Source organism: Nocardioides sp. Soil_C_8, assembly GCF_057656315.1.
In genome coordinates, this window is the sequence record NZ_JBDGKQ010000005.1 from 121,541 (window position 1) to 146,581 (window position 25,041).

The 25,041-nt window shown below is 72.9% G+C and carries 22 protein-coding genes and 1 tRNA gene; 15 read left to right on the forward strand and 8 right to left on the reverse strand.

From position 1 onward, the window contains the following. The first annotated feature begins 2 nt into the window (after positions 1-2). Entirely contained in the window at positions 3-1,229 is a 1,227-nt protein-coding gene (locus tag AC3A3L_RS20095; RefSeq protein ID WP_487641818.1) for a hypothetical protein, read from the forward strand. Positions 1,230-1,311: 82 nt separating this feature from the next. On the opposite strand, the gene AC3A3L_RS20100 is transcribed toward AC3A3L_RS20095, so the two are convergent. Continuing rightward, complete coding sequence (locus AC3A3L_RS20100) at positions 1,312-2,787, reverse strand: MFS transporter (protein WP_487641819.1); 1,476 nt, start codon at positions 2,785-2,787, stop codon at positions 1,312-1,314. Positions 2,788-2,907: 120 nt separating this feature from the next. On the opposite strand from AC3A3L_RS20100, the gene AC3A3L_RS20105 reads away from it, so the two are divergent. Next, positions 2,908-3,456 carry a TetR/AcrR family transcriptional regulator gene (locus AC3A3L_RS20105; protein ID WP_487641820.1) on the forward strand — a complete coding sequence of 183 codons (549 nt, stop codon included), beginning with the start codon at positions 2,908-2,910 and terminating at the stop codon, positions 3,454-3,456. 119 nt (positions 3,457-3,575) lie between these two features. After that, a complete protein-coding gene (gene purL, locus AC3A3L_RS20110; RefSeq protein ID WP_487642024.1) occupies positions 3,576-5,873 on the forward strand; it encodes a phosphoribosylformylglycinamidine synthase subunit PurL in 2,298 nt (765 codons plus the stop codon). A gap of 115 nt (positions 5,874-5,988) precedes the next feature. Here purL and AC3A3L_RS20115 read toward each other — a convergent pair whose 3' ends face one another. Both AC3A3L_RS20115 and AC3A3L_RS20120 read right to left on the reverse strand, forming a co-directional pair. Continuing rightward, on the reverse strand, positions 5,989-6,735 hold the full coding sequence (locus AC3A3L_RS20115) for an ABC transporter permease (protein ID WP_487641821.1): 747 nt from the start codon (positions 6,733-6,735) through the stop codon (positions 5,989-5,991). Then, positions 6,732-7,766, reverse strand: coding sequence for an ATP-binding cassette domain-containing protein (locus AC3A3L_RS20120; protein WP_487641822.1), 1,035 nt, complete (start codon positions 7,764-7,766; stop codon positions 6,732-6,734). Before AC3A3L_RS20120 ends, AC3A3L_RS20115 begins: the two co-directional genes overlap by 4 nt. A 62-nt stretch (positions 7,767-7,828) precedes the next feature. On the opposite strand from AC3A3L_RS20120, the gene AC3A3L_RS20125 reads away from it, so the two are divergent. Beyond that, positions 7,829-8,776, forward strand: coding sequence for a helix-turn-helix transcriptional regulator (locus AC3A3L_RS20125; protein WP_487641823.1), 948 nt, complete (start codon positions 7,829-7,831; stop codon positions 8,774-8,776). Positions 8,777-8,862: 86 nt separating this feature from the next. Here AC3A3L_RS20125 and AC3A3L_RS20130 read toward each other — a convergent pair whose 3' ends face one another. Beyond that, positions 8,863-10,119, reverse strand: a complete 1,257-nt coding sequence (locus AC3A3L_RS20130) for an MFS transporter (RefSeq protein WP_487641824.1) — start codon at positions 10,117-10,119, stop codon at positions 8,863-8,865. A gap of 68 nt (positions 10,120-10,187) precedes the next feature. On the opposite strand from AC3A3L_RS20130, the gene AC3A3L_RS20135 reads away from it, so the two are divergent. The 11 genes from AC3A3L_RS20135 (at position 10,188) to AC3A3L_RS20185 (ending at position 21,321) form a co-directional block, all read left to right on the forward strand. Next, positions 10,188-10,799 carry a winged helix-turn-helix domain-containing protein gene (locus AC3A3L_RS20135; protein WP_487641825.1) on the forward strand — a complete coding sequence of 204 codons (612 nt, stop codon included), beginning with the start codon at positions 10,188-10,190 and terminating at the stop codon, positions 10,797-10,799. After that, positions 10,796-11,623, forward strand: a complete 828-nt coding sequence (locus AC3A3L_RS20140; protein WP_487641826.1) for an alpha/beta hydrolase — start codon at positions 10,796-10,798, stop codon at positions 11,621-11,623. Before AC3A3L_RS20135 ends, AC3A3L_RS20140 begins: the two co-directional genes overlap by 4 nt. A 9-nt stretch (positions 11,624-11,632) precedes the next feature. Next, positions 11,633-11,965, forward strand: coding sequence for a sterol carrier family protein (locus tag AC3A3L_RS20145; RefSeq protein ID WP_487641827.1), 333 nt, complete (start codon positions 11,633-11,635; stop codon positions 11,963-11,965). A gap of 73 nt (positions 11,966-12,038) precedes the next feature. Next, a complete protein-coding gene (locus AC3A3L_RS20150) occupies positions 12,039-14,456 on the forward strand; it encodes a phosphoketolase family protein (RefSeq protein WP_487641828.1) in 2,418 nt (805 codons plus the stop codon). A 9-nt stretch (positions 14,457-14,465) separates the two neighbouring features. Further along, the gene (locus AC3A3L_RS20155) at positions 14,466-15,272 is read left to right on the forward strand and encodes a GNAT family N-acetyltransferase (protein WP_487641829.1); all 807 of its coding nucleotides are present in this window, start codon (positions 14,466-14,468) and stop codon (positions 15,270-15,272) included. Positions 15,273-15,295: 23 nt separating this feature from the next. Beyond that, positions 15,296-16,642: a M20/M25/M40 family metallo-hydrolase gene (locus AC3A3L_RS20160; RefSeq protein ID WP_487641830.1), complete on the forward strand. Its 1,347-nt coding sequence runs from the start codon at positions 15,296-15,298 to the stop codon at positions 16,640-16,642. Positions 16,643-16,749: 107 nt separating this feature from the next. Further along, positions 16,750-17,223 (forward strand): SRPBCC family protein, encoded by a 474-nt coding sequence (locus tag AC3A3L_RS20165; RefSeq protein ID WP_487641831.1) that lies wholly within the window; start codon positions 16,750-16,752, stop codon positions 17,221-17,223. Further along, complete coding sequence (locus AC3A3L_RS20170; protein WP_487641832.1) at positions 17,220-18,260, forward strand: NAD(P)H-binding protein; 1,041 nt, start codon at positions 17,220-17,222, stop codon at positions 18,258-18,260. Before AC3A3L_RS20165 ends, AC3A3L_RS20170 begins: the two co-directional genes overlap by 4 nt. 61 nt (positions 18,261-18,321) lie before the next feature. Continuing rightward, positions 18,322-19,860: an amidophosphoribosyltransferase gene (purF, locus tag AC3A3L_RS20175; RefSeq protein WP_487641833.1), complete on the forward strand. Its 1,539-nt coding sequence runs from the start codon at positions 18,322-18,324 to the stop codon at positions 19,858-19,860. A 33-nt stretch (positions 19,861-19,893) separates the two neighbouring features. After that, entirely contained in the window at positions 19,894-20,979 is a 1,086-nt protein-coding gene (gene purM / locus AC3A3L_RS20180) for a phosphoribosylformylglycinamidine cyclo-ligase (protein ID WP_487641834.1), read from the forward strand. 153 nt (positions 20,980-21,132) lie between these two features. After that, complete coding sequence (locus tag AC3A3L_RS20185) at positions 21,133-21,321, forward strand: DUF3073 domain-containing protein (RefSeq protein ID WP_268113867.1); 189 nt, start codon at positions 21,133-21,135, stop codon at positions 21,319-21,321. A gap of 184 nt (positions 21,322-21,505) precedes the next feature. On the opposite strand, the gene AC3A3L_RS20190 is transcribed toward AC3A3L_RS20185, so the two are convergent. The 4 genes from AC3A3L_RS20190 to AC3A3L_RS20205 form a co-directional block, all read right to left on the reverse strand. Then, positions 21,506-22,603: a Glu/Leu/Phe/Val family dehydrogenase gene (locus AC3A3L_RS20190; protein ID WP_487641835.1), complete on the reverse strand. Its 1,098-nt coding sequence runs from the start codon at positions 22,601-22,603 to the stop codon at positions 21,506-21,508. 112 nt (positions 22,604-22,715) lie between these two features. Then, entirely contained in the window at positions 22,716-24,029 is a 1,314-nt protein-coding gene (locus AC3A3L_RS20195) for a hypothetical protein (RefSeq protein ID WP_487641836.1), read from the reverse strand. 30 nt (positions 24,030-24,059) lie between these two features. Next, positions 24,060-24,854 (reverse strand): alpha/beta fold hydrolase, encoded by a 795-nt coding sequence (locus AC3A3L_RS20200; RefSeq protein ID WP_487641837.1) that lies wholly within the window; start codon positions 24,852-24,854, stop codon positions 24,060-24,062. A 110-nt stretch (positions 24,855-24,964) separates the two neighbouring features. Then, a tRNA-Phe gene (locus AC3A3L_RS20205) sits at positions 24,965-25,038 on the reverse strand. Between the last annotated feature and the right edge of the window lie 3 nt (positions 25,039-25,041).

The following is a 25,041-nucleotide window of genomic DNA, read 5'->3' on the forward strand; positions in this document are numbered from 1 at the left end:
CCGTGCCGGCCAACCCGTGGGAGCTGCGTGCCGACGTCCGGCCGCTCGAGGCGGCCGCCCAGCGGTGGACCGAGGTGAGCGCGCTCGTGTCACGTCGCGGCGACGAGCTCGTCGACGCCGCGCGGCGCGCCACCGAGGGGTGGGACGCGGCCTCCGCGGAGAGCTACGAGGAGCACCGCAAGCAGGTGCTCGCGCACCTCGACCGCTTCACCTCGCTGGCCGACCGGATCGCCGACTGCCTGCGGGCGGCCGCCACCGTCATGACGTCCTCGCAGAAGGAGCTCGACCGCGCCTGGACCACGGTGGCCGCGGTCCCGCACGAGGTGGTCGGGGAGTCGCGCCACCTGGTCTTCAAGCCCTCCGAGGACGAGGAACGCGGCAAGGTCACGCGCGGCCAGGCCGAGACCGACGACATCCGCCACCGGCTCACGGTGGCGCTCGACCAGGAGAGCGCCCGGCTCCGGTCGGCCCGTGCCGAGCTGGTCACGGTGCGCACCGAGCTGCTGTCGCTGACCGGCGGCAGCTTCGCAGGGTTCGGCGGTTCCGGCGGGGAGGAGTCGGGGGTCGGCACCGTCGCGCCCCCGTCGACCTCGGTGCCGGGAGCCGCCCAGTCCGGCGTCGCCGGTGTGGCGGGGCTCCCGCCGCTCGCCCCGGTCGCGGTCTCCGTCCCCGACCTGACCGGACTCTCCGCGGCGGGGCTGACGTCACTGTCCGCGGCCGCCGCGGGCGGGCTCCTCGGCAGCCGCGCGGGCGGGGGGAGGCGTCCGGTCACCGGCACGCCACCCATCGGCGGGATGGCCGGCGGCATGGCCGCGCGGGCCGGGACGATGTCGCGCGGCATGGCCAGCGGTCGCGGCGGCCCCGCCCGGATGCAGACCCCGCGGCTCGAGCGCACCTCCTCGGAGGAGGCGGCTGCCCGCGCCGCGCGGGAGAAGGAGCAGGTGCGCGAGGCCAAGCGCGCGGCCCTCGAGGAGAAGCGCGCCGAGCGCGCCGCCCGCAAGGCCGAGCGGGAGGCGGCACGCGAGGCGGGGGTCCGCGCCGGCGGCAAGGAGTCGCGGCGCGACGACGAGCGCGAGGATGAGGACCAGGCCGACGAGTCGGCGGAGGTCGAGGCCCTGGAGGTGGGGACCGAGGCCGACGACCAGGCGGACGGTGGCGAGCGTCGTCAGGCCGTGCGGGTCGTCCACGAGCCGACCCCGGGCGGACACGCGCAGGAGCCCCGCCGGTAGGCGCGCGGCCGACGCGGACGGGGCTCCTCCTGGGTTGGGCCCGAGGTCAGGCCCGAGGTCGAGCCCGAGGTCGGGCCCGAGGTCAGGCCGCCTCGGCGACGGGCTGCTCGCGGTCGTCGACCAGCTCCACGACCTGCGGTGCAGGCGCCCGGAGCAGGGCCGCGGTGACGAGCAGCGCCAGCGCCGCGAAGCCGGCCGAGGTGAGGAAGGCCGCCTGCAAGCCGGGGACCAGCTGGCCAGGCACCGCGCCGGCGGCGTACACCGAGACGATCACGGCGACGCCGATCGCGCTGCCGAGCTGCTGGGTGGTCTGCAGGAGGCCGGACGCCGCGCCCGCGTGCTCCGGCTCGACGCCGGCCAGGACGGTGACCGTGATCGGCATGAACACCAGGCCGGTGGCCAGGCCGGCGATGACCATCGGCCCGAAGACGGTGCCGAGGTAGGTACCGTCCGTGCCCGCGTCGCTGAGCCAGGCGTAGCCGAGCGTGAGCGCGGCCGTGCCGGTCATCACCATCGCGCGCGGGCCCACCCTGCCGATGAGCCACGGGGTGACCCGCGACATCGCGAAGATGCCGAGGCTGAAGGGCAGGAAGGCCACGCCCGACATCAGCGGTCCGAAGCCGAGCACCGTCTGGGCGTACTGGACGACGAGGAAGAACATCGACAGGTTCGCGCCGACGACGAGCGCCATCGCGACGAGGGCGCCGACGCGTCGCCGGTTGCGGACCAGGCGCGGCTGCACCATCGGGTGCGGGTGCCGGGTCTCGGTACGGGCGAGCAGCAGCAGCAGTGCCGCGCCGAGGACGAAGCCGCCGACGGTGCGAGCCGACCCCCAGCCGTGCTCGGGAGCTCCGATGAGGGCCCAGACGAGGGACACGGCGCCGACCGTCGCGCTCGCAGCGCCGACGAGGTCGAAGCGTCCGGGACGACGTGCGGTCTCGTCGACGAACCGGCCCACGAGGAGCAGCACGGCGATGCCGAGGGGGACGTTGATGAAGAGCGTCCACCGCCACGACCCGACGTCGGTGAGCAGCCCGCCCAGGACGAGGCCGATGGAGGCGCCGCCCGAGGAGACCGCGCCGAAGAGCGCGAGGGCCCGGTTGCGCGCCGCCTCGTCGGGAGCACTGGTGGTCAGCAGGGCCAGCACGCTCGGTGCGGCCAGGGCCGCGCCGACGCCCTGGAGCGCGCGCGTCGCCACGAGCTGGCCGGGCGTCTGGGCGAGCCCGCCGAGCGCGGAGGCGACGGTGAAGACGGCGAGGCCGGCCTCGAAGGTGCGGCGGCGGCCGAGGACGTCGCCGAGGCGCCCGCCGAGGAGGAGGAGCCCGCCGAAGGCGAGGGTGTAGGCGTTGAGGACCCACGACAGGGATGCGGGCCCGAAGGCGAGGTCGGCGTCGATGCGCGGGAGCGCGACGTTCACGACCGTGGCGTCGAGCACGATCATCAGCTGGGCGACCAGGACGATCGCGATGCCGGCGGCGGCGCGACCGGCCTGCGGTGGCAGGTCGGTCGGGAGCTCGCGCCGGGATCCCTGCGGGAGCAGGGAGGTGGTGGATGACATGAGGTGCAGTCCTGTTCTGACTCTGTGGAGCCGAGGTACAGTAGATCCGGAGGATGACTCCGCTTCCTCGGTGACAATACGGAGACTGTCTCCGTTTAGCAAGACCGAAAGGGAAAGTCCGTGCGTGCCGACGCTCAGCGCAACCGTGACCGCATCGTCGAGGTGGCCCGCCAGGTGTTCCGCGAACAGGGCTACGACGCGTCCCTCGACCTCATCGCCAAGCAGGCCGGGGTGGGGCCGGGCACGCTCTACCGGCACTTCCCGACCCGTGACGACCTCATCGATGCGGTCATGCAGGCCTGGGTCGACCATGTGCAGGACACGACCGACAAGGCGCTTGCCCACGAGGGAGCCCCGCGCGACGTCCTCCTCAACTGGTTCGAGGAGTACGTCCGGCTGATCAGCGTGCACAAGGGCGGCCCGGCCAAGATCACCGGCGCCATGGGCGACGAGAGCTCGCCGATCCGGAGCAAGTGCGAGGTGCTGCAGACGGCGAGTGGACGGGTGCTCGACGAGCTGCGGGAGCAGGGCGCCGTACGCGACGACGTCACTCCCCTCCAGGTCGCGCGGCTCGTCGGCGGCGTCGCCACGGTCGCCGACACCTCCGGCCTCGAGGTCGAGACCGTGCGCCCGATGCTCGAGGTCATCGCCGACGGGCTGCTGGCGTAGTCGTGGGGCGGTCGCGGCCCGGGTGGACCGGCGGCCGACCTCGGGCGCGACGCCGGTAGATTGGCGCCGTGCCCGACACGAGCGCCGCCCCGCAGTCCCGCCCCGCCACGAACGCCGGTCTGACGACCTCCGGTGCGACCGGCACCCTCGACACGGTGGCCCTGGCGGCCACCGACGCCGAGCGCGAGCAGCCGTGGGCCGAGCTCGGCCTCAAGGCCGACGAGTACGCCCGGATCCGCGAGATCCTCGGGCGTCGCCCGACTAGCTCGGAGCTCGCGATGTACAGCGTGATGTGGAGCGAGCACTGCTCCTACAAGTCCACCAAGGTGCACCTCAAGCAGTTCGGCGAGATCCCCCAGGAGACGCCGGTGGGCAAGATGCTCGCCGGGATCGGTGAGAACGCCGGCGTCCTCGACATCGGCCAGGGCTACGCCGTGACGTTCAAGGTCGAGAGCCACAACCACCCGTCGTTCGTCGAGCCCTACCAGGGCGCCGCCACCGGCGTCGGCGGCATCGTCCGCGACATCCTCGCGATGGGCGCCCGCCCGGTCGCGGTGATGGACCCGCTGCGCTTCGGCCCGCTCGACGCCACCGACACCGCGCGCGTGCTGCCCGGGATCGTGGCCGGCGTCGGCGGCTACGGCAACTGCCTCGGCCTGCCCAACATCGGCGGGGAGGCCGTCTTCGACGAGACCTACGCCGGCAACCCGCTGGTCAACGCCCTCTGCGTGGGCGTGCTGCGCCACGAGGACCTCCACCTCGCCAAGGCCTCCGGCGCCGGCAACCAGGTCGTGCTCTACGGCGCCCGCACCGGCGGTGACGGGATCGGCGGCGTCTCGGTGCTCGCCAGCGAGACCTTCGACGCCCATTCAGACGGCACCGGGGGCCCGGCCAAGCGGCCCAGCGTCCAGGTCGGCGACCCCTTCATGGAGAAGCTGCTCATCGAGTGCACGCTCGAGCTCTTCGCCGCCGGCGTGATCGCGGGCATCCAGGACCTCGGCGGCGCCGGGCTTTCGTGCGCCACCTCGGAGCTCGCCTCGGCGGGCGACGGCGGCATGCACGTCGAGCTCGACCGCGTGCCCCTGCGCGACTCCACGCTCGCTCCCGAGGAGATCCTCATGAGCGAGTCGCAGGAGCGGATGATGGCCGTCGTCGAGCCCGCGGACGTCGACGCCTTCATGGCGATCTGCGAGAAGTGGGACGTCGAGGCCGTCGTCATCGGCGAGGTGACCGACACCGGCCGCCTGCACATCGACTGGCACGGCGAGCGCGTCGTCGACGTACCTCCGCGGTCTGTTGCGCACGACGGCCCCACCTACCAGCGGCCGTACGCCCGGCCCGACTGGCAGGACGCGCTCCAGGCCGACGACGCCTCCGGCCTGGCGCGTCCGGAGTCCGGCGACGAGCTCCGCGACACCCTGCTCCAGCTCGTCGCGTCCCCCAACCTGGCCGACAAGTCGTGGATCACCGACCAGTACGACCGCTACGTCCAGGGCAACACCGTCCTGGCCCAGCCGGCCGACTCCGGCATGGTGCGCGTCGACGCCGACACCAACCTCGGCGTCTCGGTGTCCACCGACTGCAACGGCCGCTTCGCCAAGCTCGACCCCTACACCGGTGCGCAGCTCGCGCTCGCCGAGTCCTACCGCAACGTCGCCACGGGAGGCGCCCGCCCGCTGGCCGTCTCCGACTGCCTCAACTTCGGCTCGCCCGAGGACCCGGACGTGATGTGGCAGTTCGCCGAGGCGTGCCGCGGCCTCAAGGACGCGTGCCTCGAGCTCGGCGTCCCGGTCACCGGCGGCAACGTCAGCCTCTACAACCAGACCGGCGAGACGGCGATCCTGCCGACCCCGGTCGTCGCGGTCCTCGGGGTCATCGACGACGTCACCCGGCGTACGCCGACCGGCTTCGCGGCCGCGGGCGAGCGGGTGTTCCTCCTCGGTGAGACCCGTGACGAGCTCTCGGGCTCGGAGTGGGCCCACGTCGTGCACGGCCACCTCGGCGGCCTCCCGCCGGCGCTGGACCTCTCGGCCGAGCAGGCGCTCGCCGCGCTGCTGCAGGACGCGGCCCGCGACGGCGTCCTGACCGGCGCCCACGACCTCTCCGAGGGTGGCCTGGCCCAGGCGCTCGCCGAGTCGACCTTCGCGCGGGACATCGGGGTCTCGGTCTCCCTCGCCCCGGTCGCCGACGACGCGTTCGTCGCCCTGTTCTCGGAGTCGACCGCCCGCGTGCTCGTCACGGTGACCGACGCGCAGGCCGACACCCTGGTCGACCTCGCCCAGCGCCACGGCGTACCGCTGGTGCCCCTGGGTCGCACCGGTGGCGACACCATCTCCGTCGAGGGCGCCTTCGACCTGCCCGTCGCCGAGGCCAAGGCGGCCTGGCGCGCGACCCTTCCGGCGGCCCTCGGCTCCTGACGTCGAGTCGGCGCATCTGCACACTGAAATCGCGCCGAGTCGGCGCACCTGCACGTGAGGCGTGTGCAGATGCGCCGACTCGACCCGTTGGGAGCGAACAGACTCGCCGACTCGACTAGCTCGAGCGGCGCATCGCCCGCACCCCGACGACGAGGCCGAGGGCCGCGACGACACCCGCGCCGAGCACGCCCTGGAGGACGACGTCCACCGGGAAGGTGCCGGCGAAGAGCGCGCGGACCGCGTCGACGACGTACGTCATCGGGTTGAGCATCGAGACGACCTCGAGCCACTGCGGTGCCCCGTCCATCGGCAGCAGCACGCCCGCGGTCAGCAGGGTCGGGAAGAGCAGCGTTTGCTGGACGGTCCAGAACATCCAGTCCTCGCCCTTCGACGCCAGCGCCAGCGCGAACGACAGCGCGCCCACGCCGATGCTGAAGACGGACAGGACCAGCGCCGCCGCCAGCACGCCGCCGAGGTGCAGGTCGAAGCTGAACGGCGTGACGACCGCGACGATGATCGCGACCTGCATCAGCATCGGCACGACCTCCTTGAGCGCCCGTCCGACCAGCAGTGCCGGCCGGCCCAGCGGCGAGACGAGCTGCCGCTCGTGCGAGCCGGACTGCATCTCCTCCATCAGGTTGGAGCCGGTGAAGGAGGCGCCCATCAGCGCGGTCATCGCGACGATGCCAGGCACGAACCACTGCAACGCCGAGCCGTCGGCCATCTCGGGCAGCAGCGGCGCGAACAGGCCGAGGAAGACCAGCGGCTGGATCATCGCGAAGACCACGGCCATCGGCTCGCGCCACACGGGCTTGAGCTCGCGGTTCATCACGTTGACGGTGTCGGCGACGAAGGTGCTCATGCTGCGACCTCGCTCTCGGTCTCGGCGGACTGGGCGTCCGCATCGGTGGTGGGGGACTGGTGGGTCTCGCGCAGGCTGCGACCGGTGAGGTCGAGGAAGACGTCGTCGAGGGTGGGTCGCGCGACCTCCACCCGGGTCGGGGGTACGCCGTCCGCGGCGAGGTCGGCCAGCAGCTCACCGACCATCGCGGAGCCGTCCTTGACCCGCAGGTCGACGGACGGTCCGTCGACCTCGACCCGGGCGTCGGGGACCCGCTCCAGCCGGGCGGCGGCCCGGGCGGAGTCGCCCGGCGAGCCGAAGCCGAGGCGGACCAGGTCGCCCAGCCCGCTCTTGAGGCGGGCCGCGGTGTCGTCGGCGATCATCCGCCCGTGGTCGACCACGATGACGCGACCGGCGAGGGCGTCGGCCTCCTCGAGGTAGTGGGTGGTCAGCACCACGGTGCTGCCGCTCTCGGCGTGCAGCCGCCGGATCAGGTCCTGGAGGTTCGCGCGGTTCTGCGGGTCGAGGCCCGTCGACGGCTCGTCGAGGAAGAGCACCCGCGGGAGGTGCACGAGCCCCATCGCGATGTCGAGCCGGCGCCGCTGGCCACCGGAGAGCGAGGACACCTTGCGGTCGGCGACGGCGGTGAGGTCGAGGTCCTCGACGAGCTCGGCGGCGCGGCGCCGGGCGTCGGTGCGGGACAGGCCGTGGGCGCGGCCCTGGCTGATCAGCTCGTCCCGGCCGAGCTGCCGGTGCCCGGCGCCGTTGCCCTGCCCGACGAAGCCGATCGCCCGGCGCACGTCGCGCTGCCCCGTGACGACGTCGTGGCCGGCGACGCTCGCCGAGCCCGCCGTGGGAGCGATCAGCGTGGTCAGCATGCGCAGGGTGGTCGACTTGCCCGCCCCGTTCGGCCCGAGGAAGGCCACGAGCTCGCCTTGCCCGATCTCGAGGTCGAGGCCAGTGACGGCCTCGACGGTCTGCTTGCGCGAGGTGAAGTGGCGGGTGAGGCCACGCGTCACGATCGCCGGTCCGGTGTGCTGGTGGTAGGTCATGTCCCCGACGCTAGGGACCCATGCGGTCAGTTCCTGTCCGCATTCGTACCTATTCTGGATCCATGAGCACGAGCGAACGGATGCTGCGACTGCTGTCCCTGCTCCAGACCCACCGCTACTGGCCCGGCCCGGAGCTGTCGGACCGGCTCGAGGTGAGCCCCCGCACCCTGCGTCGTGACGTCGACCGGCTGCGCGACCTCGGCTACACGGTGGACGCCGTACGAGGTGCTGCCGGTGGCTATCAGCTGCGCGCGGGCGGGTCGCTGCCGCCACTGCTGCTCGAGGACGAGGAGGCGGTCGCGATCGCGGTCGGTCTGCGGACTGCCGCCGTGGGTGCGGTCGGCGGCACCGACGACCGGTCGGTGCAGGCGCTGTCGAAGGTGCTGTCCCTGATGCCGCCGCGGCTGCGCCGGCAGATGGACGCCGTCGCGTCGCAGACCGATGCTCCCGGCCCCTGGGAGGGGGCGCCAGTGGTCGACGCGACCGTGTTGACCACGTTGGCGCAGGCCTGCCGCGACAGCGAGCTGCTGCGCTTCGACTACGCCGCCCGCGAGGCCGAGGTGAGCCACCGCCGCGTCGAGCCGCTGCGCCTCGTCTCGCTAGGCCGACGGTGGTACCTCGTGGCCTGGGACCGCGACCGCACCGACTGGCGCAGCTTCCGGCTCGACCGGGTCAGCGCCCCCGAGCCCACCGGCCAGCGCTTCCGCCCGCGCGAGCTCCCGGCCGACGACGCCCTCGCCTTCGTGCAGCAGGGCATCCGCCGGATGCCGCAGCGCCACGCCGTACGTGTTCGGCTGGCGATGCCCGCCGAGGAGCTCGCCGCCACGGTGGGCCGATGGGGCACCGTGAGCGCGGACGGGGAGGGGTGCGTGCTGGAGATGAACGTCGACGACCTCGACTGGCCGGTGATGGTGCTGGCGTCGTCGGGTGCCGACTTCGTCGTCGAGTCGCCGCCCGAGCTGGTGGAGAAGGTCGCCGAGGTCGGCGCCCGCTTCTCCCGCGTCGGTTGAGGACTGTGCACCCGAGTTTCCTGCTTTGTGCCCCAGGTCTTGTGTGACAAGCGGGAGAGTCACCGGATATCCGGTGACTCCCACGATCACGCGGCAAGCGCCGGGGCAGGAGCCCCCTCCTCGTGGGTGACCCACTCCGAGGGGCGGGGCACCGAGCGGATCGACCGGCTCGAGGTGAGGAGGACGGCCAGGAGGGCTGAGGCGACGACCAGCGCGCTGATCGCCGTGGCGCCGCCCTGGTGCTCGAGCAGGTAGCCGCCGAGCAGCGGAGCGAGTGGCATCACCGACATCGACGTGAACTGGCTCGTCGACCCGATGCGGCCCTGCAGGTGGGCGGGGGTGACGGCCATCCGGTACGAGCTGATGCCGGCGTTGCCGACCGGGTTGAGCAGCAGCAGGAAGAACGTGCTGGCGCACGCGGTCCACACGCTCGACGAGACGGTCAGCGGCACGAGGGGCAGGCAGCACATCCAGCCGATCAGGACGGTCAGCCGCCCGGTGGGCATGCGGTGGATCAGGCTCGGCGCGAGCAGCGCTCCCAGGATGCCGCCGAGGCCTGCGGCCATGGAGACGAGGCCGATCTGCGCGGCGGGCACGCCCTCGGCGACCATGCGCAGGAGGACGACGAAGAAGATCGCGTTGGTCACCAGGTTGGTCAGGGAGGACCAGACCATCAGCGTGCGGAAGAACGGGCGCTGCCAGATGAACCGGAAGCCCTCGGCGAGCTGCCGGCGCAGCGGCTCGCGGCGACGGCGCGGTGCCGACAGGTCGGTGCGCACGCGGCTGACCGTCGCGCACGCGACCGCATAGGTGATCGCGTCGACCGCGAACGGCAGCCACCGTGTGACGGCGTACAGCGCACCTCCCAGCGGCCCGCCGAGGAGCGAGGCGACGTGCTGGCGGGCCTGGTTCTGGCTGAGGGCGGTCGGCAGGTCGTCGGTGGCCACGACCGAGCGGATGGCTGAGAGCTGGGCCGGGTTGAACGCTCCCGCTGCGACGCCGGCGACGAGTGCGACGGCGACCAGGTGGGGGAGCGTGAGGGTCCCCGTCGCGCCCGCGACCGCGAGGGAGGTGTACGCCGCACACCCGGTGACGCTGGAGGCCAGCATGATCCGCTTGCGGTCGACGCGGTCGGCGAGCACGCCGGCCGGCAGCAGCGTGGCGCAGAGGCCGCCGAGGTAGGCCGCCTCGACGGTGGCCGCGGTGAGCGCCGAGCCGCTGAGCGCGTAGGCGATGAGCGGGAACGCGAACGTCGACAGCGCGCTGCCGAGCTCGCTGACGGTGTCGCCGATCCAGAGGACGGTGAAGTCGCGGTTCTTCGAGAGCTGTCGGTACCCGGGCATGTTCCGCACCATATGTTGCGCAAGTACTGTTGCGCAATAGTGCGTGCGCAATTCGGTAGGGTGGTCGCATGGCCGAGTCACAGCCGTTGAGCGACCCCCGTGTCCTGCGTGCGATCGCGCACCCGGTGCGCACCCGGATCCTCGACGAGCTCTACGCCTCCGGGCCTGCCCGGGCCGCCGACCTCGCGCGGGAGATGGACATCCCGGCCAACCAGGCGAGCTTCCACCTCCGCCAGCTCGCGAAGTACGGCCTGGTCGAGGAGGCGCCGGAGCAGGCGCGCGACAAGCGCGACCGCGTGTGGCGCGCGACGGCCGACGCGGGCTACACGGTCAATCTCAGCGAGCTCGCCGCGGCGCCCGGCGGGCGGGCGGCGGTGGAGGTCTTCCGCTCGAACAAGCTGGCGTGGCTGCACCAGGTCGTCGACCGCACCTTCGCGATGAGCCGCGAGGAGGGGCGCGGCGTCTTCTCGACCTCCGACCACGCGATCAGGCTCTCCGACGACGAGGCGCACCAGCTGCGCCAGGAGATCGACGACCTGGTCGAGTCGTGGGCCGACCGCACCCGCGGCCGCGACCCGGAGCGCCGGACGTACCTGCTCGTGCAGATGGTGCAGCCCTACCCCGACGAGCCGGCTGACGGGCCCGGGCCGACGGAGCCGGACGAGACGACCGACGGGTGACCGGGCCGAGCCGCCGCGCCGTGCTGGCCGCCGCCGGGGCGGTCGGCGTGTCGGCCGCCCTCGGCGGGTGCGCCGAGGAGCCGTCCGGCAGGGTGGGTGACGTGGCGAGCGAACCCCGGCGGATCACCTACGGCGACGACCCGAGCCAGTGGGTCGACCTCCACGTCCCCGGCGGCGCCAGCCGCGGGCTGGTGGTCGTGATCCACGGCGGCTTCTGGAAGGCGCAGTACGGCGCCGACTACGGCGCCCCGCTCGCCGAGGACCTGGTCGCGCGCGGCTGGACGGCCGCCAACGTGGAGTACCGCCGGGTCGGCAACGGCGGAGGCTTCCCCGCCACCCTCGACGACGTGCACGCCGCCATCGGGGCCGTCGCCGCCGACGCCACGGGGCCGGTCGTCACCCTCGGCCACTCGGCCGGCGGGCACCTCGCCACCTGGGCCGGCGCCCGGTTGCGGTTCGACCGCTGGGCCGACGGCCCGGCCCTCACCCACGTCGTCAGCCAGGCGGGGGTGCTCGACCTGCGCGCCGCGGTCGCGGACCACCTCGGCGACGACGCCGCGGTGGCCTTCCTCGGCGACGCCGGCGAGTCGGCGTACGACCGGGCCGACCCGCTCACCCAGGTGCCCCTCGACGTCCCGGTCTGGGCGGTCCACGCGCGCGACGACGACACGGTCCCGTTCAGCCAGGCCGAGGCCTACGTCGACGCGGCGACCGCGGCGGGCGCCGACGCCACCCTGGTCGAGGTCAGCGGCGGCCACTTCGGCGTGATCGACACCGACAGCCCCGCCTGGGCGGCCTGCGTGGAGATCCTCGAGTCGGTCTAGCCTCGGTGCGTGCCCGCCCGACTCAAGGTCCTGACCCCCGAGCAGCTCGCCACGGCCGAGGCCGCGGGCGACACCCGCGCGCTGGTCAAGCACTACCTGGCCCGCCTCGAGCTGCGCGCCCCCGGCCGGTCGGTCGAGGTCCGGGTGCCGCCGTTCGCGGCCGTCCAGGTCGTGCCCGGCGTGCGCCACACCCGGGGCACCCCGCCCGCCGTCGTCGAGACCGACGGCGAGACCTGGCTCGACCTCGCCACGGGCCGTACGACGTGGGGCGAGGCGCTCGACGCGGGCCGGGTGCTCGCGAGCGGCGAGCGCACCGACCTGTCGCCGTACCTCCCGCTCTGAGCACACCCGGCGTGGAAGGGGAGACCCGCAGCAGGTGATTCACACCGGCGCCGGTTTCCGGTAGTGAAGGAGCATGGCGACCCTCACCGATGACCAGGTCCGCGAGCTCGACCTCTGGTTCCGTGCGGCCAACTACCTCTCCGTCGGGCAGATCTACCTCCTCGACAACCCGCTGCTCGAGCGACCACTCCAGCGCGAGGACATCAAGCCCCGGCTGCTCGGCCACTGGGGCACGACGCCCGGGCTGAACCTCGTGTGGACCCACCTCAACCGGCTGATCCGGGAGCGCGACGTCGACGCGATCATCCTCTGCGGGCCGGGCCACGGCGGGCCGGCGGCGGTCGCCAACGCGTGGCTGGAGGGCACCTACTCCGAGGTGTTCCCCGCGATCGGCGCCGACCGCGACGGCATGTCGAGGCTGTTCCGGCAGTTCTCGTTCCCCGGCGGCATCCCGAGCCACGTCGCCCCGGAGACCCCGGGCTCCATCCACGAGGGCGGCGAGCTCGGCTACGTGCTCTCCCACGCCTACGGCGCCGCGATGGACAACCCCGACCTCGTCGTGACCGCCGTCGTCGGCGACGGCGAGTTCGAGACCGGTCCGCTGGCAGCGAGCTGGCACGGCAACAAGTTCGTCGACCCGGTCAACGACGGCGCGGTGCTGCCGATCCTGAGCCTCAACGGCTGGAAGATCGCCAACCCGACCATCCCGGCCCGCATCCCGCGCGAGGAGCTCGAGAGCCTGCTGCGCGGTTACGGCCACCACGTCATCACCGTCGAGGGCGACGACCCCGCCGACGTCCACCAGCAGATGGCCGCGGCGCTCGACGAGGCCCACGACATGATCCGCGAGACCTGGCGCGCCGCTCGCGAGGACGGCGACGTCGAGCGACGGCCCTGGCCGATGATCCTGCTCGTCACGCCGAAGGGCTGGACCGGCCCGGCAGAGGTCGACGGCAAGCCGGTCGAGGGCACGTGGCGGGCCCACCAGGTGCCGCTCGCCGGCACCCGGGAGAACGACGAGCACCGCGCGCAGCTCGAGGAATGGCTGCGCTCGTACGCTCCCGACGAGCTCTTCGGCGACGACGGGAAGCCGGTGGAGGCGGTACGCCGGCAGTCGCCCGCGGGCACCCGCCGGATGAGCGCCAACCCGCACGCCAACGGTGGCCTGCTCAAGCGGCCGCTGCGGCTGCCCGACTGGCGCGACAGCGCGGTCGAGGTGGAGCGTCCGGGCTCGTCCATCCACGAGCCCACCCGCGTGCTGGGTCAGTGGCTCGTCGGCGTCGTCCGCGACAACGACACCAACTTCCGCATCTTCGGGCCCGACGAGACGGCCTCCAACCGCCTCGACGCCGTCTACGAGGTGACCGACAAGGTCTGGGCGGGCGAGCTCGCCGACGTCGACGAGCACCTCGCCCGGTCCGGCCGGGTGGTGGAGATCCTCTCCGAGCACACCTGCCAGGGCTGGCTCGAGGGCTACCTGCTCACCGGGCGGCACGGGCTCTTCAGCTGCTACGAGGCGTTCATCCACCTCGTCGACTCGATGCTCAACCAGCACGCCAAGTGGCTCAAGACCACCCGCGAGATCGAGTGGCGCCCGCGCATCGCCAGCCTCAACTACCTGCTCAGCTCGCACGTGTGGCGCCAGGACCACAACGGCTTCTCCCACCAGGACCCCGGGTTCATCGACCACGTGGTCAACAAGAAGGCCGAGGTCGTGCGCGTCTACCTGCCGCCGGACGCCAACACGCTGCTGTCCACGATGGCCCACTGCCTGGAGAGCGAGCACTACGTCAACGTCGTGGTCTCCGGCAAGCAGCCGAGCTTCGACTGGCTCGACGCCCAGCAGGCCGACCTGCACTGCGCCCGCGGCCTCGGCATCTGGGACTGGGCCTCGAACGACGAGGGCGATCCCGACGTGGTCGTGGCGGCAGCGGGCGACGTACCCACCCTCGAGGCGCTCGCCGCGGTGTCGCTGCTGCGCGAGCACCTGCCCGAGCTGCGGATCCGCTTCGTCAACGTCGTCGACCTGATGCGGCTCCAGGACGAGCGCGAGCACCCCCACGGCCTGAGCGACCGGGAGTTCGACGCGGTCTTCACCACCGACAAGCCGGTCATCTTCGCCTACCACGGGTATCCGTGGCTGATCCACCGGCTGACCTACCGGCGCACCAACCACGACAACATCCACGTCCGTGGCTACAAGGAGGAGGGCACGACGACCACGCCGTTCGACATGGTGATGATGAACCACACCGACCGCTACCACCTGGTCATGGACGTCATCGACCGTGTGCCGGACCTCGGCACGCGGGCGGCCGCCGTCCGCCAGGAGATGGTCGACACGCGTCGCCGCGCCCGCCAGTGGACCCGCGACCACGGCGACGACCTGCCCGAGGTGCGCGACTGGCGGTGGGACGCCGACGCCGACCCCGGGCACGGTGACTCGCCCTCCACGACGGCCGACCCCGACACGGGCGCGGACAACCTCTAGCCTGCGCCCATGGACGTGACCTCGCTCGGCTTCCGCACCGACCTGGCCCTGCTGACCGCGTCGGGCAGCACCGTGGAGGACCGCGGCACCCACCTCGTGGTCCGTACGCCGGCCAACCCGACGTACTACTGGGGCAACTTCATCCTCCTCGCGCAGCCGCCCGCGCCGGGCGGGGAGCGGGAGGTGGTGGGCGCCTTCCACACCGAGTTCCCCGAGGCGCGCCACGTCAGCATCGGCATCGACACCCCCGACCTCGCCCCGGAGGCGAGTGCCGCGTTCGAGGCTGCCGGGCTCGTGGTCGACGTGGCGTCGGTGCTCACCGCGTCGGGGCTGCAGGCCCCCCGGGAGGTCGAGGCCGAGGTCCGCCCGCTGCAGTCCGTGTCGGACTGGGAGAGCCGCGCCCGGCTGAGCCTCGCGATCGAGGAGCGCGACGACGAGGAGTCGCACCTGCGGTTCGCGCGCGGGCGCAACGTGCAGGAGCAGGCGCTCATCGACGCCGGCCGCGGCACCCGCTTCGGCGCGTTCGTCGACAACGAGGTCGTCAGCACGGCGGCCGTCTTCACGACCGAGAAGGGCGTCGCGCGGTTCCAGAGCGTCGAGACGCACACCGACCACCGCCGCAAGGGGCTGGCCGCCGCGGCCGTGCACGCGGCGGGTCGCTACGCGCTCGAGCACCTCGGTGCGCGCACGCTCGTGATCGTCGCCGACGACGACGGCGAGGCGATCGGGATCTACCGGCGGCTCGGCTTCGTCGACTCCGAGCGCCAGCTGATGCTGGAGCGCCGGCAGAGCGACCGGTCGTCGCTCGACGGCTGAGCGGTGGGCCCTAGGGTGGCCGAATGACTGTCGACATCCCCGCCCGCCTCGCCGAGGTCATGCCCGGCATCCGCCGTGACCTCGAGGACCTCGTCCGCATCCAGTCCGTCTCCGCAGACCCGGCGCGCGCCGGTGAGGTCGAGCGCAGCGCCGAGGCCACCCGCGACCTGTTCGCGGCGGAGGGCTTCGAGTGCGAGATCGTGCGCGCGCACGACGGTGCCCCGCCGGCCGTGATCGCCAAGAAGTCGGGCCCCGAGGGCGCCCCGACCGTGCTGCTCTACGCCCACCACGACGTCCAGCCCGAGAACGACCACGCCGACTGGGACTCCCCGCCGTGGGAGCCCACCGAGCGCGGCGACCGGCTCTACGGCCGCGGCGCGGCGGACGACAAGGCCGGCATCGCCGCCCACCTCGGTGCGGTGCGGGTCTTCGGCGACGACCTGCCGGTGAACCTGGTGATGTTCATCGAGGGCGAGGAGGAGGTCGGCTCCGACACCCTCGTCGAGCTGCTGGAGGCCCACAAGGAGCGCCTCGCCGCCGACGTCATCGTCATCGCCGACTCCGGCAACTGGGACATCGGCGAGCCCGCCCTCACCACCTCGCTGCGCGGCCTGGTGCGGATGGACGTCGAGGTCCGCACGCTCACCCACGCCGTGCACAGCGGGATGTGGGGCGGCCTCGTCCCCGACTCGATCATGACCCTGAGTCGCGTCATCGCCTCGCTGAACGACGACGACGGCAACGTCGCCGTCGAGGGCCTCCACTCCGGCCCCGCCGCCGACGTGGAGTACCCCGAGGCCCGCCTCCGCGCCGAGTCCGGCGCCGCCGAGGGCATCGAGTGGATCGGCTCCGGCTCCGTCGTCGAGCGACTGTGGACCAAGCCGTCGATCAGCATCACCGGCCTCGACGCCCCCAAGGTCGAGGGCGCCTCCAACACCCTCGTCCCTGCCGCGCGCTGCCGCATCAGCATGCGCATCGCACCCGGCGACACGACCGCCAACGCCGTGCAGTGCCTGCAGGCGCACCTCGAGAAGCACACCCCGTGGGGCGCGACCCTCACGACGACCGTCGTCGACACCGGCGAGGCGACGCAGATCGACGCCAGCGGTCCGGCGTACGACGCCGCGCGCGCCGCGTTCGCCGAGGCCTGGGACGGCACCGCGCCCGTCGACATGGGCGTCGGCGGCTCGATCCCGTTCATCGCCGAGTTCCTCGAGGCGTTCCCGCAGGCCAGCGTGCTCGTCACCGGCGTGGAGGACCCCGACACCCGCGCCCACGGCGCCAACGAGGGCCTCCACCTCGCCGAGTTCGAGAAGGTCGTCAAGGCCGAGGCGCTGCTCCTCCGCAACCTCGGCGAGCTGCCCCGCTGATCTCGCTCGAGCGGTGGGTGACGCAGCTTCTGGGCCGCCGGAAGATGTCCCACCCACCGCTCGGGCGGGTGGTCCGGGCGTGTGGGCGCCGTCGGTAGCCTCGCGCCATGGCGACCTTCCGTGCCCGCGACCGCTCGACGGCCGTGCTGCGCTCACCGCGCAGCGAGGTGTGGGCCGCCCTCACCGACGCCGACCTGATCGCGCAGATCACGCCCTACGTCACCAGCATCGACGTCGAGGGTGACCGCTGGGTCTGGCGGATGGGCACCATCCCGGTTCTCGGCCTCTCGGTGGCGCCGAAGTTCACCGAGGTGATGGAGCTGCACCCCGAGGACCGGATCGTCTTCACCCACGACCCCGACCGGCCCGACGAGATGACGGCCGTCGACGGCACCTACGACCTCGCCGACCACGCCGACGGCGGCACCGACGTGAGCATCGACCTCCAGATCGCCTGCAACCTCCCGCTCCCGGGCCTGGCCAGGCCTGCGGTCGAGCGCGTGATGGCGGGGGTCGTCAAGCACATGGGCACCGTCTTCTCGCGCAACCTCCTCAAGCACCTCGGCGAGCAGGCCGCATGAGGGTCCTCGTCCTCGGCGCCACCGGCTACATCGGCTCGCGCCTCGTCCCGCACCTGCTCGAGCAGGGGTACGACGTCGTGGCCGCCTCGTCCTCGCCGCCGCGGCCCGAGCACTTCGGCTGGGACGACCGGGTCCGTGCGATCCGCTGCGACGTCACCGATCCCGCGGCGGTCGCAGGTGAGGTGGCCGACGCCGACGCCGTCGTCTACCTGGTGCACTCGCTGGACCGCAGCGACTTCGGTGACCGCGACCGGGTGGCGGCGGAGACCGTCGCGGCTGCCGTGGCGGAGAGCGACGTACGACGCCTCGTCTACCTCTCCGGTCTCGTGCCGCAGGTGCCGGAGGACCACCTGTCGGCGCACATCGCCTCGCGGCTCGAGGTCGAGCGCATCCTCCTCGGCGCAACCGACGGAGCGGTCGCGCTCCGCGCCGGCGTCGTGGTCGGCGCCGGGTCGACGTCGTTCGAGATCATCCGGCAGATCGCGACGCTCTTCCTCGTGCAGCCGGTGCCGACGTGGATGAACAGCTCGGTCCAGCCGGTGGCGGCCTCCGACGTCCTGCGCGCGATCACCGACGGACTGGCCGACGACGGCCCGACCGGTGCGGTCGACCTCGGCGCCCCCGACGTCGTCGCCTACCCCGACCTGCTGCACGTCGTCGGCGGCGAGGCCGGGCTGTCGCGGGTGCGCGTGCCCGCGCCCGTCGCCCCCACCGGGCTCGTCGGCCTCGGCGCGGCACTGGCCACCACGGCGCCGTTCAACACCGTCACCGCGCTCATCGAGTCGCTGCGGCACGACATGGTCTGCCGGCCCGGCCACACCTGGGAGCCGCGCTCGGGCGGTCCGCTCCTCGGCCTCGAGGAGGCGGTGCAGCGGGCGCTCACACCGTCGTACGCCGGCCCCGAGGGCGCGCTGCCCTCCGACCCGGACTGGACCCGGCCGCTGCCGCTGCTGGACGTCGTACCCATCCCTGCCGCCGGGAAGGCGGCCGCCCGGCTCGCCCTCCACCGGATGCGGGGCTTCTTCCCCGACGCCTGAGCGGTATCGGCGGGCGGTCGCGACTGGGGCGATCGGCCCGGGCGCCCGTAGACTGCTGGCCGTGCCCTACCAGAGCAGCAGGCGGACGGGCGGCGACGGCCGTCTCACCACGGCACTCGACCCCCAGGACCAGGGCCCGCAGGACGCCTGCGGCGTCTTCGGCGTCTGGGCGCCGGGCGAGGACGTCGCGAAGCTGACCTACTTCGGGCTCTACGCCCTGCAGCACCGCGGCCAGGAGTCGGCGGGCATCGCGGTCAGCAACGGGCGCCAGATCCTGGTCTACAAGGACATGGGCCTGGTCTCGCAGGTCTTCGACGAGTCGACGCTCGAGTCGCTCAAGGGTCACCTCGCGATCGGCCACTCGCGCTACTCCACCACCGGCGCGTCGACCTGGCACAACGCCCAGCCGACCTTCCGGCCCACCGCCGACGGCTCGATCGCGCTCGGCCACAACGGCAACCTGATCAACACCCACGAGCTGCGCGGCATGGTCGGCGAGCTGCCCGGTCCGGCCGGCGAGCTCGAGATCAAGGGCGTCGAGGGCGCGACCAACGACACCAGCCTGGTCACCGCGCTGCTCGCCCACCACCCCGACACCACGCTCGAGCAGCGGGCGCTGGAGGTCCTGCCGCAGCTGCGGGGGGCCTTCTGCTTCGTCTGGATGAACGAGAACACCCTCTACGCCGCCCGCGACCCGCAGGGCATCCGCCCGCTGGTCCTCGGCCGCCTCGACCGCGGCTGGGTCGTGGCGAGCGAGGACGCCGCCCTCGCCACGATCGGCGCCAGCGTCGTCCGCGAGGTCGAGCCCGGCGAGATGATCGTCATCGACGAGAACGGCCTGCGATCCCACAAGTTCGCCGAGCCCGCGCGCAAGGGCTGCGTCTTCGAGTACGTCTACCTCGCCCGTCCCGACGCCACCATCTCCGGCCGCAACGTCCACGAGGCGCGCGTCGAGATGGGCCGGCGGCTCGCCCGCGAGTTCCCCGTCGAGGCCGACCTCGTCATGCCCGTCCCCGAGTCCGGCACGCCGGCCGCGTCGGGGTACGCCGCCGAGTCCGGCATACCGTTCGGCCAGGGCTTCGTGAAGAACGCCTACGTCGGCCGCACGTTCATCCAGCCCAGCCAGACACTGCGCCAGCTCGGCATCCGGCTCAAGCTCAACGCCCTCGAGCACATGATCCGCGGCAAGCGGATCGTCGTGGTCGACGACTCGATCGTGCGCGGCAACACCCAGCGCGCCCAGGTGCGGATGCTGCGCGAGGCCGGGGCCCTGGAGGTGCACGTCCGGATCTCCAGCCCGCCGGTGAAGTGGCCGTGCTTCTACGGCATCGACTTCGCGACCCGCGCCGAGCTGATCGCCAACGGGCTCGACGTCGACGAGATCGCCGCCAGCGTGGGCGCCGACAGCCTCGGCTACATCTCGCTGGAGGGCATGGTCGAGGCGACGGGGCAGCCGGCCGAGCGCCTCTGCCAAGCCTGCTTCACCGGGGAGTACCCCATCGAGCTGCCCGACGAGAGCCTGCTCGGCAAGCACCTGCTCGAGGCGACCCTCCAGTCGCCCACCATGGGGCGGGCCCTGCCGGTCCTCAACAACCCCTGACCCGCACCCCGCCGCCACCTTCCGAGGAGCCACGTGTCCGACGCTGACCGCGCCCAGTCCGAGGGGGCCTACGCCGCCGCCGGGGTCTCCATCGAGGCGGCCGACCGCGCCATCGACCTGATGAAGGGCTGGGTCGAGAAGGCCCGTCGGCCCGAGATGATCGGCGGTCTCGGTGGCTTCGCCGGCCTGTTCGACGCCTCCGCGCTGACCCGCTACGAGCGGCCGCTGCTCGCGACCTCGACCGACGGCGTCGGCACCAAGGTCGCGATCGCACAGCTGATGGACGTCCACGACACGATCGGCTTCGACCTCGTCGGCATGGTCGTCGACGACCTCGTCGTCTGCGGCGCCGAGCCGCTCTTCATGACCGACTACATCGCCACCGGCCGGGTCGTCCCCGAGCGCATCGCGGCGATCGTCAAGGGCATCGCCGAGGCCTGCGTCGTCGCCGGCTGCGCGCTGATCGGCGGCGAGACCGCCGAGCACCCCGGCCTGCTCGACCCGGACGACTACGACGTCGCGGGCGCCACCACCGGCGTCGTGGAGGCCAGCAAGCTGCTCGGTCCCGGCCGCGTCCGCCCCGGCGACGTGGTGATCGCGATGGAGGCCAGCGGCCTGCACTCCAACGGTTACTCCCTCGTGCGCCACGTGCTGCTGGCGAAGGCCGGCTGGACGGTCGAGCGCCAGGTCGACGACTTCGGCCGCACGCTGGGCGAGGAGCTGCTGGAGCCGACCCGCATCTACGCCAAGGCGTGCCTCGACCTCGCTGCGCGCACCGAGACCCACGCCATGTCACACGTCACCGGGGGCGGCCTCGCCGCCAACCTCGAGCGGGTGCTCCCCGAGGAGCTGTCGGTGCGCATCGACCGCTCGACGTGGACCCCGCAGCCGGTCTTCGACGTCGTACGCCGCGTGGGCGAGGTGCCCCAGGCCGACCTCGAGGCGACCCTCAACTGCGGCGTCGGCATGGTGTCGCTCACCGCGCCGGAGTCGGTCGACGCGGCCATCTCCGTACTGGCCGGCCACGGCATCCGCGCCTGGGTGGCCGGCGAGGCCCGGGCGGACGCCGACAACGGCGGACGGGTCCTGCTGGAGGGCCAGCACCCCGGCTGGGGATGAGATTCGGCACTTCGAGCACGAAAACCGTGGTCTTGGTGTGCGGGAACAGCCACCGCTCAGGTAGCGTTGTCCCCACGATATGTAACCGATCAGACCGGGCGCGTCGGGCAGCTCTCCGACAGCCCCGGCCAAGTGTGCGAGGGGGTCGACCCTATGGGGCGCGGCCGAGCGAAGGCGAAGCAGACGAAGGTTGCCCGCGACCTGAAGTACCGGACTCACGAGACGGACTTCGGCGCGCTGGCGAAGGAGCTGCACGGAGAAGACACTCACTCCACGAGTGAGGTCGATACCGATGACGACGAGTGGGCGGACTATGCCGACCCGCGTCGTCGCGCAGACTGACTGATCGCACCCGATCCCCCCACCCGGGCGACCGGGTGGCGCGGCGTACGAGCGCGCCCTGGGGCGGTCAGGTGACCGGGCAGTTCCTCGCGCTACAACGCAGCGACCGGGCAGTTCCTCGCGCTCCAGCGCGAGGAACGGGCCCGGTCAGCGTGCTGATCCGCGAGGAACCGCCCGGTCGGCGTCAGCCGAGGTGGATGCCGCGCAGGCGGCCGACCTCGCGCATGCGACGCTCGGCGAGCCGGTCGGCGGCCTCGGCGGTGGTGACCCCGTCGGCCTTGGCGAGCTCGAACACCTTGCGGGTGGTCTCGAAGATGCCGGTGGCGCGCTGCTGCGCGCGCTCGAAGGAGAAGCCCTCGAGCTCGTCGGCGACCTGGATCACGCCGCCGGAGTTCACGCAGTAGTCGGGCGCGTAGAGGACACCGCGCTCCTCGATCTGCTTCTCGATGCCCGCGTGCGCGAGCTGGTTGTTGGCCGCGCCGCAGATGATCGTGGCGCGGAGCACGTCGAGCACGTCGTCGCTGATCGCACCGCCCATGGCGCACGGGGCGTAGACGTCGATCTCGCTCGCGACGAGCTCCTCGGTGGTGGCGACCGCGGTGACCTGCGGGAACTGCTCGCGGATGGCCTCGACCGACGGCGCGTGCACGTCGGTGACGACCACCGTGGCGCCGTCCTCGATCAGGTGGCGGACCAGGTGGCGACCCACCTTGCCGACGCCCGCGACACCGACCGTACGGCCGGCGAGCGTGGGCTCGCCCCACGCCTGCTCGGCGGCGGCGCGCATGCCCTGGAAGGTGCCGAACGCCGTCAGCACCGAGCTGTCGCCCGCGCCGCCGTGGGCGACGGTGCGTCCGGTGACGTAGTCGCTCTCGCGCGCGATGTGGTCCATGTCCTCGGAGAACGTGCCGACGTCGCAGGCGGTGAAGTAGCGCCCGTCGAGCGACTGCACGAAGCGGCCGTAGGCGCGCAGCAGCGCCTCGGTCTTGAGCTCGGCCGGGTCGCCGATGATGACGGCCTTGCCGCCGCCCAGGTCGAGGCCGGCCAGCGCGTTCTTGTACGACATGCCGCGCGAGAGGTTGAGGACGTCGACGATCGCGTCGTCGGTGCTGGCGTAGGGGTAGAACCGCGTCCCGCCGAGGGCCGGGCCCAGTGCCGTGGAGTGGATCGCGATGATGGCCTTCAGGCCGGTCGCGCGGTCGTTGCAGAAGACGACCTGCTCGTGCTCGCTGCCGAGCTCGAAGACGTCGACGCCGGAACTGGGTACTCCAGACATGCTCATGGGTCCTTTTCTGGTGGGTGCGGCCGCGGGGTGTGCGGACCTGGTCAGCGCGGTCGAGGGGTGGTGACCGCCGTCACCTCCAGAGTAGTCCGCGGAGATGGTCCGGACCGCATCACCGCGACCGCATCACGACCAGGTCGCCGTGCGTCCCGTAGCCGAGCAGCTTGCCGCCGGCGGACCTGCCGTCGAACGTGACCATCAGCCACCGGCCGTCGACCTGCGCGACCGTCGGCCACGGCAGGTTGGTCGGGTACGGCGCGTCCAGCGTCCCCCTCTCGGTCATGGTGAGGTCGTACGCCGGGAAGCGGGCGCGCAGGCCGCGGGGCGAGTCGCGCCCGTCGCTCGCCAGGACCACCGTCTCGCCGTCGACCTCGACCAGCGTCGTGCCCTCGGTCGACGTACGGTCCGTGGCCGCCCCGAGCAGGCGCAGGTCGTCGAGCGCCGGCCCGGCGGCCAGCGCGGGGTGGAAGTCGAAGAAGCGGCGTGCGCTGACGAACCCGACCAGCCACTCGCCGTCGCGCCCGACGAGGTGGGGGTCCCACGTGGCGATCGAGTCCAGTCCCTCGACGGGCAGCGGCAGCTCTCGGGTGTCGAGTACGTGCGCGCCGCGCAGCAGGTCGCTGTCGGTCTCCGCGAGGGTGACCCGCAGCCCCGCCGGAGTACGTCGACCCGCGCGCGTCGTCGGGGCCTCGAAGTCGCCCCACGTGCTGGTCGCCACCAGCCACCCGTCGTCGGTCCGGACGACGTGCGTGGCGTGGTCGCCGAACACCCCCGGCCGGTCCGGCCTGCGGAAGAACAGGTCGGCGGAGTGGGTGAGGTCGAGCGCGTCGGGGTCGAAGCGCCACACGCTGGTGTGGGCGGTGTCGAAGAACCCCGGCCCGGCCGACGTCGCCGTCAGCCACAGGGCCCCCTCCCGGTGGATCGGACGGCCGTCCCCGCCGGTGACGAAGCGGGTGTCGCGCAGGCCGAGCTGGCCGAACCGTCCGGCCGTCCCTCCACCGGCGGGCAGCTCGACCCGGAGCCCGGCCAGGACGGCCTCGTCGCGGGTGTCGAAGGTGTCGCGCAGGTCGTGCCGCGCACGGGCGACCCACCCCGAGGCCTCGTGGCTCCACGCGGTCACGTGGGTGCCGGTGAGGCTGAGCCCGAGACCGGTCGGCTCCTCGGCGCGGTGGAAGCGGCGGCTGCGCAGCGCTCCCGCCTCCGGGACATCGAGGGACACAGAACCGTCGTCGAGGGACGCCGCGAGGCGGTGTTCGCCGAGGTGGAGCGTCACCGGACCGTCGAGACCGACTGTGGTCGCCGCGACGTAGGGCGCCACGGCCGGCATCGCGACCTCGCCCGCCGCGTCCGTCTCGACCTGCATGGCACCGGAGGCGACCAGGTCGACCGGGCGCAGCCGGCGGACGATCTCGAGGCGGGGGAGCACCCCGACATCCTGCCGGACCTCTCCCGGACCTCAGTCAGCCAGCAGGTACCCCAGTGCCACCCCGGCCGGCACCCTGCCGCCCGCCACGCCGACGTGCGACCGGCCCTCCCACACGACCGCCCGGCCGTGCGGGATGCCGGCGGCGGTCCGTTCGAAGAGGTCGCGGGTGTAGAACCCGTCGGCCGACCCGCCCAGCACGAGCGTCGGAGCCGTCACCCGGTCGAGCTGTCCCTCGACGTCGAACACGTCCTCGGCGGCGATGACGACGAGCATGTCGCGCTGGTCCTTGGCGGTGAACTGCCCCATCACCCAGCCCGCCGGGCGCGTCAGGATGCGCAGCTGGGGAGGCGTGCCGGCGGCCACGATGGTCGAGGTCGCGGCACGGACGTCACCTGCCTCGGTCAACCGGGCCACCTCCGCCATCACGGAGCGACCCTGCGGCGAGAGCCGGCACGCGGCGGCGGCGACCACGAGACGTCGTAGGAGCGCAGGACGGTCCACCGCGAGCTGGAGCGCGATCGACCCGCCGGTCGACGTCCCGTGCAGGTGCACCGGCTCGCCGAGGTCGTCCTCGATGATCGTCGCGTAGTCGGCTGCCAGGTCGGACATCGTCGTCCCGGTGGGGAGGCCGGGGCGCCGGTTGGCGAGGTAGACGGTGAAGTGGTCGGCGAACGGCTCCGCCCAGGTCAGCGACGACCGCCGGGCCGTCCCCTTGGGGGCTGCGTGCTCGGTCGTGAGCCCGGCCGCCACCAGGAGCACCGGCCCGTGGCCGGTCCTCAGGTAGGGCACTCCGTTGCTGAACGTGCCTTCCTCGACCTGCGGCACCCCTCCACCGTAGGCGTCACGCGGGGATCCGTCCGCCCGGACCAGACCGCACTGGTCGGGGCACGCAGAAGGGCCCCGGTCGGGACGTGACCGGGGCCCTTCGGTGCTTGTGGGCAGGGGCGGGGTCGAACCGCCGACCTATCACTTTTCAGGCGATCGCTCGTACCAACTGAGCTACCTGCCCAAG

Bases quoted from the DNA above. Each gene is read 5' to 3' on its own strand.
- AC3A3L_RS20100 (WP_487641819.1), bottom strand. From the start codon at position 2,787: ATGTCATCCACCACCTCCCTGCTCCCGCAGGGATCCCGGCGCGAGCTC.
- AC3A3L_RS20115 (WP_487641821.1), bottom strand. From the start codon at position 6,735: ATGAGCACCTTCGTCGCCGACACCGTCAACGTGATGAACCGCGAGCTC.
- AC3A3L_RS20120 (WP_487641822.1), bottom strand. From the start codon at position 7,766: ATGACCTACCACCAGCACACCGGACCGGCGATCGTGACGCGTGGCCTC.
- AC3A3L_RS20125 (WP_487641823.1), top strand. From the start codon at position 7,829: ATGAGCACGAGCGAACGGATGCTGCGACTGCTGTCCCTGCTCCAGACC.
- AC3A3L_RS20130 (WP_487641824.1), bottom strand. From the start codon at position 10,119: ATGCCCGGGTACCGACAGCTCTCGAAGAACCGCGACTTCACCGTCCTC.
- AC3A3L_RS20135 (WP_487641825.1), top strand. From the start codon at position 10,188: ATGGCCGAGTCACAGCCGTTGAGCGACCCCCGTGTCCTGCGTGCGATC.
- AC3A3L_RS20150 (WP_487641828.1), top strand. From the start codon at position 12,039: ATGGCGACCCTCACCGATGACCAGGTCCGCGAGCTCGACCTCTGGTTC.
- AC3A3L_RS20155 (WP_487641829.1), top strand. From the start codon at position 14,466: ATGGACGTGACCTCGCTCGGCTTCCGCACCGACCTGGCCCTGCTGACC.
- AC3A3L_RS20160 (WP_487641830.1), top strand. From the start codon at position 15,296: ATGACTGTCGACATCCCCGCCCGCCTCGCCGAGGTCATGCCCGGCATC.
- AC3A3L_RS20165 (WP_487641831.1), top strand. From the start codon at position 16,750: ATGGCGACCTTCCGTGCCCGCGACCGCTCGACGGCCGTGCTGCGCTCA.
- AC3A3L_RS20170 (WP_487641832.1), top strand. From the start codon at position 17,220: ATGAGGGTCCTCGTCCTCGGCGCCACCGGCTACATCGGCTCGCGCCTC.
- AC3A3L_RS20185 (WP_268113867.1), top strand. From the start codon at position 21,133: ATGGGGCGCGGCCGAGCGAAGGCGAAGCAGACGAAGGTTGCCCGCGAC.
- AC3A3L_RS20190 (WP_487641835.1), bottom strand. From the start codon at position 22,603: ATGAGCATGTCTGGAGTACCCAGTTCCGGCGTCGACGTCTTCGAGCTC.